We start from the raw sequence: 12,214 nt of genomic DNA on the forward strand, positions 1-12,214 counted from the left end.
AATATATGTTCAATAAAAATATAAAATTAGGATTAGCAGGATTAATAACTTTATGGGCAATTTATGAGTTTTCTCAAGTTCATATTATGAATGGAATCTCAATTCTTTTACTTGCTGGTCTATTCGTGTTTTTCTATTTTAAAAACGAATTTATCTTACTTGCTTTCTTACAATTACGTAAACAAAATTTTGAAGGTGCTAAAAAATGGTTAGGCTATATTAAAAATCCATCTTCAGCATTAATTCAAAAACAAGAAGGATACTTTAATTATTTACACGGAATTATGTTAAGTCAAACTAACATAACTCAAGCAGAAAAATTTTTACGTAAAGCTGTTAAAATGGGCTTAGCTATGGATAATGATTTAGCTATGGCTAAACTACAATTAGCAGGTATTGCTATGACAAAACGTAGAAAACGCGAGGCTACTAATTTAATGGCTGAAGCCAAAAAATTAGACAAACATGGCATGCTAAAAGAACAAATGCAAATGATGAAACAGCAAATGAAGAAAATTTAAACTTCATTTACAACACTGTAAAAATGATTTTAATAGCAGATGGAGGCTCTACAAAAGTAGATTGGATTGTTCTTAACAGGAACAAAGAAGAACTTTATAGAATTAAATCTTCTGGTTTAAATCCTGCTATATTATTAAAAGAAGAATTAATTTTTACAATAAACAACATACCTCAACTGATTAATATAAAAAATCAAGTTGATGAAATTTATTTTTATGGTGCAGGTTGTGGTTCTCCACAGCCTGCAACTCTTTTAAATAATTTACTACAAACAGTTTTTTCAAACGCAAAAATTACTGTTTCAGAAGACATGCTTGCTGCAGTTTACGCATGTTCACCTAAAGAACCCGCAATTGTTGCTATTTTAGGTACTGGATCTAATAGTTGCTATTACAACGGAAATACTATACAGAAAACGTTCCCTTCTTTAGGCTATGCGATAATGGACGAAGCCAGCGGCAATTATTTTGGCAAAAAATTACTTCGTGATTTTTATTACGAGAAAATGCCTACACATTTAAGCACACTTTTTAAAAGTGAATTTAATCTTAATATTGATGTTGTTAAATCGAATTTATACGTAAACCCTAGCCCGAATATGTATTTGGCAGCTTTTGCAAAATTTATGTTTAATCATAAAAATGAAAAATACATTCAGAAATTGATACAAAAAGGGTTTCAAAAATATTTTAAATTTCAAATATTACCTTATCAAAAAGATAACGAAACTCCAATTTATTTTATTGGTTCTATTGCTTACTATTTTAAAGATATTTTAGAAAAAATAGCCATAAAAAACAACTTAATAATTACCGATGTTGTTCAACGCCCTATTGATAAATTAGTTGAGTTTCATCAAAAAAACACATTTTAGCAAAACTCTACAGCTCTTTCTAAAGCCATTCCTCTCGAACCTTTAATTAAAATTACACTTTCTTTTATTGGATGCTTTAAAAAGTACAACTTTAAATCATTAAACGTTTCGAATTGCTGATATTCTGTTATCGTTTTTTTAAAATTTTCTCCTACTAAAAAAACATTATCAAAATTTAATTCTGATGCAATATTCACAACATTTTGATGTTCTGCTTCAGCGTAATTACCTAACTCAAACATGTCTCCTAAAACAATTGTTTTATGTTTCGATTTAATATTTTTAAAACTATTTAAAGCAACTTTTACACTTGTAGGATTGGCATTATAAGCATCTAGTATAATTTTATTACTTTCAGTATTAATAATCTGTGAGCGATTATTTGATGGAATATAACTTTCAATCGATTTTTTAATTTTCTCTTTAGATAAGTTAAAATAGTTCGCAATTGTAATTGCTGCTGCAATGTTAGAAAAATTATAATCGCCAATTAAATTGCTTTCAATTTCTGTTTCATTAAAAGATAATTTAACAAACGGATTTGCTTCAATAAAACGAATAGAATTATCAAATAAAATAACATTTGCATTTTTTGTTTTTTCTAATTGAATTAAATCTTTTGAGTTTACAAAAATATTTTTGTTGTTTTTTATTAAAAAATCGTATAATTCTGATTTGGCTTTTATAACTCCTTCTACAGAACCAAAACCCTCTAAATGCGCACTACCAAAATTAGTTATATAACCAAAATCTGGATTTGATATTTCTGATAAAAAAGCAATTTCTTTAGGGTGATTTGCGCCCATTTCAACAATACCGATTTCTGTACTTGTAGTCATCGACAATAAAGTTAACGGTACGCCAATATGATTATTTAAATTCCCTTTTGTTGCAGTAGTTTTAAATGTTGAAGATAATACTGCATTAATTAGTTCTTTCGTAGTAGTTTTCCCATTACTTCCTGTTAAAGATATAATAGGAATGTTTAACGTTTTTCTATGATAACTTGCTAACTCTTGAAGCGTTTTTAATACATTATCAACTAAAATAATGTTTTCTGATGTTTTATATTCAGATTCATCAATAATAGCAAAATTAGCACCTTTTTTTAATGCCTCTTCAGCAAATTTATTTCCGTTAAAATTATCGCCCTTTAAGGCAAAAAATAACGTGTTTTCTCTAATTTTTCGAGTATCAGTATCAACCAAACCATGCTGACTGTATAAGCTATATAAATCTGCTATTTTCATATTGTAAAAATAAAAAAACCTCATTGAAAATCAATGAGGTTTTATATTATATTAAACGTTTATTACTTTGCTTTATCAGGAACCGCAGTTTTTCTTTTATTTAACATCATTGGTCCCATTTTGTCAGTAGCACATCTAAATCCTATAAAATTAGTTGCCATATATTCCGGAAAGTATCTTCTCTGAGCAGGATCTAACCAGTACTCTCTATCTGTCCAAGAACCTCCTTTATAAACTCTAGATTTGTCACTAACTAATGTAGTTCTTCTTTTGGCATCATATTTATAGTTATCTAATGCATTTCCTAAAGAATCTCTTTCTGCTTCAGGTTTTTGAGGTGAATTATACATTCTTGATGAACGATCTAATTGATCTTTATCCAACTCATAGTCTTTAGAAGAAGCTTGATCTCCATCTCCTAAACTTGAGTTATTTGCCAAGTTATAGTTTCTTCTCATATAGGTATCTTCCTTAGTAATAGGAATGTACTTCACACTTCCTGGTAAATCTTTAGGTACAATTCTACCATTTTCTAAAGTATCATATTCTACCTCTCCCATTTCATCACCAACGATAACAACTTTACCGTTTTGATCTATTAATTTTTTAGTAAAAATATTTCCTCTAAAATAATTAAAATCATTTGCTTCAGAATCAATGATAGGTCGATACACATCTTCTACCCATTCTGCAACGTTACCAGACATATCGTACAAACCAAAAGCATTTGGCGGATAACTTCTTACAGCATTTGGTATATCAGAACCATCACTACTCCATCCAGGAATACCACTATAATCTCCTTTTCCTTGCTTAAAGTTAGCTAATTGATCTCCACGTCTTCTTTTATCTCTATCACGAGTATATTTACCATCCCAAGCATATTTTTTTCTACCACGAATATTATTGTATTCACGGTTTTCAAAAATTGCTTTTGCTGCATATTCCCACTCTACCTCTGTTGGTAATCTAAATTTTTGAGCTAAAATTCCATCCGAAGATGTTACTTGTCTTCCTGAAAACTTATCTTTTTCTGGTTTTGGCTCTCCTTTTATTCTTGGAATTGGCAATCCTTTTTTATAAATTGTTGAATCTCCATCAAACAAAGCATAAGGATTTGTTAAATAAGTATCGGTATCAAAATTATTTTTCCCTTTAAAACTTAATGAATCTTCTTTAAAGATGTTCTTAATCACACCTTTATCCATTAAAATTTTTAAATTCACCGCATTGGTACGCCACTTACAATATTTATTTGCTTGTAACCAACTAACACCGACTACTGGATATTCTGCATAAGACGGATGTCTTAAATAACTTTCTGATAATAAATTAGTATTTCCTAATCCTTTTCTCCAAACTAAAGTATCTGGTAAAACCGATTGGTAAATATTTTTAAACTGAGGTTCTTCTGGCGGAAAAATATCTTTCGTATACTGCATAAACAACCCGTATTCTGCATTTGTAACTTCCGTTTCATCCATAAAAAAAGAACGAACATGCATTTTTTTAGGGGTTGTATTCCAATCAAACATTACGTCATCTTGTACTAATCCCATAGTAAAACTACCTCCTTCAATATGAACCATACCTGGGGGTGTTTCTTTACCTTCTTTATCTTTTCCTTTTATATAACCCCCATAATTAGGGTCATTAAAATTCCAACCTGTTAGAGATGATTTACTTGAACCACCTCTTCTATTGCTCTTACAAGAAGCAATTAGCAGTCCAGTGACAATCAATAAACTAAATAATTTTAATGTGCTTTTCATCTATTTTTTACTATTTTAAGGGTGGCGCAATTTACAATATTTATAACTCCTTACAACTAATTTATTTATAAATTCTGTTATAAAAAAGGTTTCACTTGCATGATAACAAACGAGTTTTTTTAATCTTTAGTATTACGAATCTAAGAAAAAGATTAATTATTTACCATTAAAATTAATTTATTTTACAATTCGAGTTCTCATTTTACAAAAAACACCATTTAAATGCACTTTTTTTTTAAATTCATTCTAAACAATATAATAATTGCCACCATACAACGTTAAAGTAATGATTAAAATTTAACATAAATTAGCAAATTTTTAAGAAAAACATATATTTGCTCAACTAATAATCAAATTTATACATGAAAAAATTATCATTTTTTTTGTTTTTTGCATGTTTTGCCCTTCAAACCAAAGCACAAATTACTACAGCAACGCCATTTTTATTAATATCATCTGATGCTCGAGCTGGTGCTATGGGAGATGTAGGAGTCGCTACATCTGCAGATGCTTTTTCAATTTTTCACAATCCTGCTAAAACAGTTTTTAATCAAAATAAAATAAGTATTGGTGTAAATTACACACCGTGGCTTCGTAATTTAACCGATGATATTTTTGTTGGAAACGCTTCGTATGTAAATAGGTTTGATGAAAAATCAGCTTGGGGTGTTGATGTTAAATATTTTTCTCTTGGTCAAGTAGATTTAACTGACACTAACGGAGTAAGTACAGGAACACAAAACCCTAGTGAATTTGCTATTACAGGTATTTATTCAATGAAATTAAGCGAAAAATTCTCTATGGGTATTGGTTTAAAATACATCAACTCTAATTTAGATGTTAATGACAGTAATATTAATGCTGTTAATTCATTTGCAGTAGATGTTTCGGGTTATTATCAATCTGATGAAAGAAATTACGGAAACTTTAATGGGCGCTATCGCTTAGGTTTTAATATTGCGAATATTGGACCAAAAGTAGAATATGAAGCTGGTTCTGAAAACTTTATTCCTACCAACGCTAAATTTGGTGGAGGTTTTGACTTTATTTTAAATGATAAAAATATTGTAGGTCTTAATTTAGAGTTTACAAAATTATTAGTTCCATCAAGTGCTCCTAACTCTACTAGAGGTTGGTTTGAAGGAATGTTTACCTCATTAGGTGACAGAAGTTTTAGCGAAGAATTACAAGAAACTACTTGGGCATTGGGTGTAGAATATTTATACCAAAACTCTTTTGCGCTTAGAACGGGTTATTTTCATGAAAGTGAAGAAAAAGGACTTCGACAATTTTTAACCTTAGGAGCCGGATTTACCACAAAAGCATTAACTATTGATTTATCTTACTTAGTAAACACATCAGCAGTTAATAATCCTTTAGAAAATACTTTACGTTTTTCTTTATCATTTGATTTAGGAGAAATTTACGAAGATTATTAAAATGTAGTTTTTTTTTAATAAATTCGTAATACATAAAATTAAGAGCAGTCTAAACAGGCTGCTTTTTTTGACTAACATTATTTCTTATGGAAAAAATAGAACTAAAAGCATCTGCTACTGTATATAATAGTATTGAAGAACTAACGATAGAGGATAAAAATTTAATGAATAAAGCTATTGAAGCTAGAAAAAAAGCGTACGCTCCTTATTCTAAATTTAATGTTGGTGCCGCTTTTTTGTTAGAAAACGGAACTGTTATTTTAGGAAATAATCAAGAAAATGCAGCATATCCTTCAGGAATGTGCGCAGAGAGAGTTGGAGTTTGGAAGGTAGGATCGGAATTTCCTGGTATAAAAATTAAAAAATTAGCCATTAGCGCAGCTTCAGAAAATTCTACCGTAAATAAACCTGTTGGTCCTTGTGGTGCCTGTAGGCAAACCTTATCAGAATATGAAATCAACCAAAAAGAACCTATAAAAGTATTATTTATGGGCGAAGTTGGTAAAATTGTAAAAACCGAATCTTTACTTTCATTATTACCTTTTTCATTTGACAGCTCATATTTATAATTTCTAAAAAATTACAACCTCAAAAAAACGCTCCTAATTTTTTTAAACAGTAAATTATTTTCCTCTTTTTTAAGAATTTAATAAATCTTAAAAATTGAGCCTCTTTTAATCGATTTATCAAATTAAATATCGTTACTTGTCTTTTTAAATTTAATAAATTTAACATGGCATCAGCAGTAATTACAGGTACCGGTTCTTTTATACCTTCTATAAAAAAAGAAAACAATCAGTTTTTAGAAAATCAATTTTTAAATGCTGATGGAACTCCATTTAACAACACCAATACCGTAATTATTGAAAAGTTTAAATCGATAACAGGTATTGAAGAACGTCGTTACGCTAAGACAACTTACAAATCGTCTGACTTAGGCTATTTTGCTGCAAAAAAAGCCATAGAAAATGCGAATATCAATCCTGAGGAATTAGATTATTTAATTTTTGCTCATAATTTTGGTGATGTAAAAGATGGCGCTATTCAAACCGATATCTTACCAAGTTTGGCAAGTCGTGTAAAACACTTACTTCAAATAGAAAATCCTAATTGCGTTGCGTATGATATTTTATTCGGATGCCCTGGTTGGATTGAAGGTGTTATACAAGCACAAGCTTTTATAAAAGCAGGAATTGCCAAAAAGTGTTTGGTTATTGGTAGCGAAACTTTATCGAGAGTTGTAGATGAATATGACCGTGATTCTATGATTTATAGTGATGGTGCTGGCGCTTGTATTATTGAACAAAAAGAAGCGGAAGATAATAGCGGAATTTTAAGTCATGCAACGCAAACTTTTACAAAAGAAGAAGCTTATTTTTTATTTTTCGGAAATTCTTTTAATAAAAATTCAGACAAAGATGTGCGTTATATAAAAATGCACGGGCGTAAAATTTATGAATTTGCACTAAATAATGTACCGCAAGCCATGAAAACTGCCTTAGATAAAAGCGGAATTGAAATTAGTAAAGTAAAGAAAATATTTATCCATCAAGCAAATGAAAAAATGGATGAAGCTATTATAAAACGATTTTACAGGCTTTACAAAAAACCAACTCCGGAAGGAATTATGCCTATGAGCATTCACAAACTAGGTAACAGCTCGGTTGCAACGGTTCCTACTTTATTAGACTTAGTGTTAAAAGGAAAAATAGCAAATCAAACAATACAAAAAGGAGACGTGATTATGCTTGCTTCGGTAGGTTCTGGAATGAATATAAATGCCATCGTTTATCGCTATTAAAAAACTTCGAAAAAATCTAAAATCAATTCTCTAAATCTAAAATCTAAGTATTATTTTTGCGCATGCAACAACACAACGTACTTATTTTAGATTTCGGATCGCAATACACACAACTTATTGCGCGCCGTGTGAGAGAATTAAACATTTACTGTGAAATTCATCCATATAACAAAATTCCACAAAACTTAAACGATTTTAAAGCTGTTATACTTTCGGGTAGCCCAAACTCTGTAAGAGCCGAAGGTGTTTTACACCCTGATTTAGCTGAAATTAGAGGTAAAAAACCTTTATTAGCTGTTTGTTATGGAGCACAATATTTAGCTCATTTTTCTGGCGGATTGGTAGCACCATCAAACACAAGAGAATATGGTAGAGCCAATTTATCGTTTGTTAAAGAGGGAGAAGATTTCTTTAAAGACATCTCTTCTGGAAGTCAAGTTTGGATGAGTCATTCAGACACGATTAAAAATTTACCTACAAACGGTACTTTATTAGCCAGCACTCATGATGTAGAAAATGCCGCTTATAAAATTGAAGGAGAAACAACCTATGCAATTCAATTTCACCCAGAAGTATATCATTCTACCGACGGAAAACAATTATTAGCAAATTTTTTAGTTAATATAGCAGGCGTTGCTCAAACCTGGACACCAGATTCGTTTGTTGATGAAACTGTAGCAGATATAAAAGCAAAAGTTGGTAACGACAAAGTAGTTTTAGGTTTATCTGGAGGTGTAGATTCTACCGTAGCTGCCGTATTATTACACAAAGCTATTGGAAGCAATTTACACTGTATATTTGTTAATAACGGATTGCTTCGTAAAAACGAATATACCGATGTATTAAAGCAATACGAAGGTATGGGCTTAAATGTTAAAGGAGTAGATGCCTCGGCACGTTTTTTGAATGAACTTGCTGGTTTAAGTGACCCAGAAGAAAAGCGTAAAGCTATTGGTAAGGTTTTTATTGATGTTTTTGATGATGAAGCAAATCAAATTGACGACGCAAAATGGTTAGCACAAGGAACTATTTACCCGGATGTAATTGAATCTGTTTCGGTAAACGGAGGTCCATCAGCAACCATAAAAAGTCATCATAATGTAGGTGGTTTACCAGATTTTATGAAACTTAAAATCGTAGAACCTTTACGTATGATTTTTAAAGATGAAGTTCGCCGGGTAGGAGCTTCAATGGGAATTGATAAAGATTTATTAGGGCGTCATCCATTTCCTGATCCTGGATTAGCAATTCGTATTTTAGGAGATATTACCGAAGAAAAAGTACGCATTTTACAAGAAGTAGATGCTGTTTTTATCAACGGATTAAAAGAAGATGGTTTGTACAACAAAGTATGGCAAGCAGGAGCAATTTTATTACCAGTAAACTCTGTTGGAGTTATGGGTGATGAAAGAACTTACGAAAAAGTAGTTGCTTTACGCGCTGTAGAAAGTACCGATGGTATGACTGCCGATTGGGTAAATTTACCTTATGAGTTTTTACAAAAAACATCAAACAAAATAATTAATAATGTAAAAGGTGTTAATAGAGTTGTATATGATATAAGCTCTAAACCACCTGCAACAATTGAGTGGGAATAAAAAGTCCTAATAATAAAATAACATAGATGAAGAAGTTACAGTTTTTATTTTTAATTTGTATTTTAACCTTTACCGTTTCTTGTGGACAACAAAAACGTTATGTGTCTTATAAAGTTCAAGAAGGAGAAACAATGCGCGACATTGCCAACCGACTAGACATGAAAACAAAAGACTTATTACGTTTAAATCCTGATATTGGAAGAAAACCAGAAGCGAACACCGTAATTGTTATTCCGAATCCTGAAATAAAAAACGGAACTTCTTCTTCTATAACTTCGGACGAAATTACAACTTCTGATGATGAAAATACTTCAGAAACGCAACCAGAAGATACGGTTGATGATACAGCCGTTAAACCCGATGGAGACAGCACTTTTCAACAAACGGTTTACGAATATGAATTTCACACAGTAAAGGCAGGAGAAACCGTTTATAGAATTACCAAAGAATACAATATCACTAAAAATGATTTAATGAATTGGAATCCTGAATATCCAGCGATTCAACACAATACGTTAAGTATCGGACAGGTTTTAAAAGTTAAATCAATAGAAAAAATAGTTACCATAAATAAAGAAGAAGTTTTAAAAAACTTTTTAACGCACACTGTTAAAAGTAAAGAAACCGTATATAGTTTAACTCGTTTTTACAATGTTACAAAACAAGATTTAATTCGTTTAAATCCAGAATATCCTGGTATTATTAACAACGAACTTTCTGTTGATCAACTCTTAAAAATAAAACCAATTAACGAAGTTAACGCTGATGAAAACTTTACTTTTTATAAAGATAGTATTCAAGAAGATATTTCAATAAATTTAGCTGTTTTACTTCCTTTTAAAGCCAAAGAATACGATAGTATTTCAAGTAAAAAAATTTTTAATAAAGACTATAATAAAAACTCAGCAAAGCTAGCCAATATGGTTACTGATTTTTATATGGGATTAGAAATTGCTATCGACTCTATAAAAGAACAAGGTATTAACGTTAATGCAACTGTTTTTGACACTGGTAATAGAGACAACAATGTTTCTGCTATTTTAGCAGAAAACAAATTAGATAATGCTGACGTAGTTATTGGTCCTTTTTACTCTAGCAAAGCTGAACTAGTAGCTCGTAAAGTAAATGCTCCTGTTGTTTACCCTCATTATTCTAATAAACAACAAAGCTTCTCTGCTTCAAGATTAATTAAATCTGCCCCAGACAAAAAAAATTACACCAAATACTTAACTTCATACTTAAAAGATGCTTACAATGGTGAAGAAATTTTTGTTGTAGGTGATGGTAAAAAAGATTCAAATAATAAAATAAGTGAAATTGTAAACACTCTAAAAACGCACGATTCTATTAAAGAAATACACGTTTTAAAACCAACTGAAGGTTATATAAAAAAAGAGCTTTTTACTGATAAAATGATTCCTAATAAACACAATTGGGTAATTATCACTTCAAATGATTATGTAGCTATTGCTGATGCTTTAAATAGTATGATTGGCTTACCCGATGAAACTACGGTACAAGTATTTGCTGTTGAAAAAAACAAATCGTACAATAAAATAGAAAACAATAAACTTGCAAGTATTGATTTTACTTATGTATCGAACGCTTGTACTGATGATTCTCCTGAAAATGTAAAAATATTTAACAAAAAATATTATCAAAAAAATCATACAATTCCTTCTAATTATGCCATTAAAGGATTTGATATTACTTATGATATTTTAATACGATTAGCTTCAGGTAAAAAATTAACAGATACTTTTAAAGACGGAGTTTCTTTTCGTGTAGAAAACAAGTTTGATTATCGTAAAAAAACTTTTGGAAGCACCAGTAACACAGGTTTATTTATTGTAAAATACAACAAAGACCTCAGCTTAACTAGACTTAAATAAAACAAAAAAGCTCACATTAAAATGTGAGCTTTTTTGTTTTATTTTTTTATATTCTTTAACCATTCCTGGTTATTTAGATACCAGTCTATCGTTTTTATTATTCCCTCTTCAAATTGTAAAGAAGGCTCCCAACCTAACTCATTTTTTAATTTAGAAGCATCAATTGCATAGCGATAATCATGTCCTGCCCTGTCAGTAACATAATTTATCAATTTTTCTGAAGAGCCTTTTTTTCTTCCTAAAAACTCATCTACCGATTTAATTAAGACTTTAACTAAATCGATATTTCTCCATTCATTATCTCCCCCAATATTATAGGTTTCTCCTTTTTTTCCTTGATGAAATATTACATCAATTGCTTTTGCATGATCTTTAACATACAGCCAATCTCTAACATTTTCTCCCTTACCATAAACTGGCAATGGTTTATTATTAACTATATTATCAATAAAAAGTGGAATTAATTTTTCAGGAAACTGATTTGGGCCATAATTATTAGAACAATTAGATATTACAATCGGTAAATTATAAGTATTGTAAAAAGCTCTAACAAAATGATCTGAAGATGCTTTTGAAGCTGAATATGGCGAATGTGGATCGTAAGCTGTTTTTTCAGTAAAAAAACCTGTTTCTTTTAAAGTTCCGTACACCTCATCCGTAGAAATATGATAAAAAAGTTTATCCTTAAAATTCTCTTTCCAACTATTTTTTGCGTTTTCTAATAAATTTAGTGTTCCAAAAACATTGGTTTTAACAAACGAAAAAGGATCGGAAATTGAACGATCTACATGCGATTCGGCAGCTAAATGGATTACTCCATCAATAGTATATTTATTAAAAATATTTTTTACGAAATTCTCATCACAAATATCACCTTTAACAAAAGTGTAGTTCGAACTACTTTCAATATCTTTTAAATTATCAAGATTACCCGCATAGGTTAACGCATCTAAATTAATAATGTGATATGCTGGATATTTATTTACAAATAATCGTACTACGTGTGAACCGATAAAACCTGCGCCTCCTGTAATTAAAATACTTTTCATTAATTATGATTATTTAT

10 protein-coding genes are annotated in these 12,214 nt (G+C 30.3%); 7 read left to right on the plus strand and 3 right to left on the minus strand.

The genetic code is table 11. The annotated features are described in order from the left end of the window. Positions 1-5: 5 nt before the first annotated feature. Positions 6-521: a DUF2892 domain-containing protein gene (locus tag ACN5J5_RS02865; protein WP_418645820.1), complete on the plus strand. Its 516-nt coding sequence runs from the start codon at positions 6-8 to the stop codon at positions 519-521. Between the two features lie 23 nt (positions 522-544). Beyond that, on the plus strand, positions 545-1,396 hold the full coding sequence (locus ACN5J5_RS02870; RefSeq protein ID WP_418645821.1) for an N-acetylglucosamine kinase: 852 nt from the start codon (positions 545-547) through the stop codon (positions 1,394-1,396). On the opposite strand, the gene ACN5J5_RS02875 is transcribed toward ACN5J5_RS02870, so the two are convergent. Continuing rightward, positions 1,393-2,646, minus strand: coding sequence for a UDP-N-acetylmuramoyl-tripeptide--D-alanyl-D-alanine ligase (locus ACN5J5_RS02875; protein ID WP_418645822.1), 1,254 nt, complete (start codon positions 2,644-2,646; stop codon positions 1,393-1,395). The genes ACN5J5_RS02870 and ACN5J5_RS02875 overlap by 4 nt on opposite strands. 62 nt (positions 2,647-2,708) lie before the next feature. Further along, complete coding sequence (gldJ, locus tag ACN5J5_RS02880; protein ID WP_418645823.1) at positions 2,709-4,418, minus strand: gliding motility lipoprotein GldJ; 1,710 nt, start codon at positions 4,416-4,418, stop codon at positions 2,709-2,711. A 362-nt stretch (positions 4,419-4,780) separates the two neighbouring features. Between gldJ and porV the strand changes: the two genes are divergently transcribed. The 5 genes from porV to ACN5J5_RS02905 all read left to right on the plus strand — a co-directional run bounded on the left by porV (position 4,781) and on the right by ACN5J5_RS02905 (position 11,148). Further along, on the plus strand, positions 4,781-5,857 hold the full coding sequence (porV, locus tag ACN5J5_RS02885) for a type IX secretion system outer membrane channel protein PorV (protein ID WP_418645824.1): 1,077 nt from the start codon (positions 4,781-4,783) through the stop codon (positions 5,855-5,857). Positions 5,858-5,943: 86 nt separating this feature from the next. Next, positions 5,944-6,426 carry a cytidine deaminase gene (gene cdd, locus ACN5J5_RS02890; RefSeq protein WP_418645825.1) on the plus strand — a complete coding sequence of 161 codons (483 nt, stop codon included), beginning with the start codon at positions 5,944-5,946 and terminating at the stop codon, positions 6,424-6,426. 164 nt (positions 6,427-6,590) lie between these two features. Further along, a complete protein-coding gene (locus tag ACN5J5_RS02895) occupies positions 6,591-7,658 on the plus strand; it encodes a 3-oxoacyl-ACP synthase III family protein (RefSeq protein WP_418645826.1) in 1,068 nt (355 codons plus the stop codon). A gap of 62 nt (positions 7,659-7,720) precedes the next feature. Then, a complete protein-coding gene (gene guaA / locus ACN5J5_RS02900; protein WP_418645827.1) occupies positions 7,721-9,256 on the plus strand; it encodes a glutamine-hydrolyzing GMP synthase in 1,536 nt (511 codons plus the stop codon). A 26-nt stretch (positions 9,257-9,282) separates the two neighbouring features. Beyond that, on the plus strand, positions 9,283-11,148 hold the full coding sequence (locus ACN5J5_RS02905) for a PBP1 and LysM peptidoglycan-binding domain-containing protein (RefSeq protein WP_418645828.1): 1,866 nt from the start codon (positions 9,283-9,285) through the stop codon (positions 11,146-11,148). Positions 11,149-11,186: 38 nt separating this feature from the next. Here the strand turns inward: ACN5J5_RS02905 and rfbB are convergent, their stop codons facing one another. Continuing rightward, on the minus strand, positions 11,187-12,197 hold the full coding sequence (gene rfbB / locus ACN5J5_RS02910; protein ID WP_418645829.1) for a dTDP-glucose 4,6-dehydratase: 1,011 nt from the start codon (positions 12,195-12,197) through the stop codon (positions 11,187-11,189). Between the last annotated feature and the right edge of the window lie 17 nt (positions 12,198-12,214).

The sequence above is a fragment of the Tenacibaculum insulae genome (genome assembly GCF_964512435.1).
GTDB classification, from domain to species: Bacteria; Bacteroidota; Bacteroidia; order Flavobacteriales; family Flavobacteriaceae; genus Polaribacter; species Polaribacter insulae_A.

Excerpts from the sequence above, each read along its gene's own strand:
- ACN5J5_RS02895 (WP_418645826.1), top strand. The coding sequence starts at position 6,591 with ATGGCATCAGCAGTAATTACAGGTACCGGTTCTTTTATACCTTCTATA.
- rfbB (WP_418645829.1), bottom strand. The coding sequence starts at position 12,197 with ATGAAAAGTATTTTAATTACAGGAGGCGCAGGTTTTATCGGTTCACAC.
- guaA (WP_418645827.1), top strand. The coding sequence starts at position 7,721 with ATGCAACAACACAACGTACTTATTTTAGATTTCGGATCGCAATACACA.
- ACN5J5_RS02875 (WP_418645822.1), bottom strand. The coding sequence starts at position 2,646 with ATGAAAATAGCAGATTTATATAGCTTATACAGTCAGCATGGTTTGGTT.
- gldJ (WP_418645823.1), bottom strand. The coding sequence starts at position 4,418 with ATGAAAAGCACATTAAAATTATTTAGTTTATTGATTGTCACTGGACTG.
- porV (WP_418645824.1), top strand. The coding sequence starts at position 4,781 with ATGAAAAAATTATCATTTTTTTTGTTTTTTGCATGTTTTGCCCTTCAA.
- cdd (WP_418645825.1), top strand. The coding sequence starts at position 5,944 with ATGGAAAAAATAGAACTAAAAGCATCTGCTACTGTATATAATAGTATT.
- ACN5J5_RS02865 (WP_418645820.1), top strand. The coding sequence starts at position 6 with ATGTTCAATAAAAATATAAAATTAGGATTAGCAGGATTAATAACTTTA.
- ACN5J5_RS02870 (WP_418645821.1), top strand. The coding sequence starts at position 545 with ATGATTTTAATAGCAGATGGAGGCTCTACAAAAGTAGATTGGATTGTT.
- ACN5J5_RS02905 (WP_418645828.1), top strand. The coding sequence starts at position 9,283 with ATGAAGAAGTTACAGTTTTTATTTTTAATTTGTATTTTAACCTTTACC.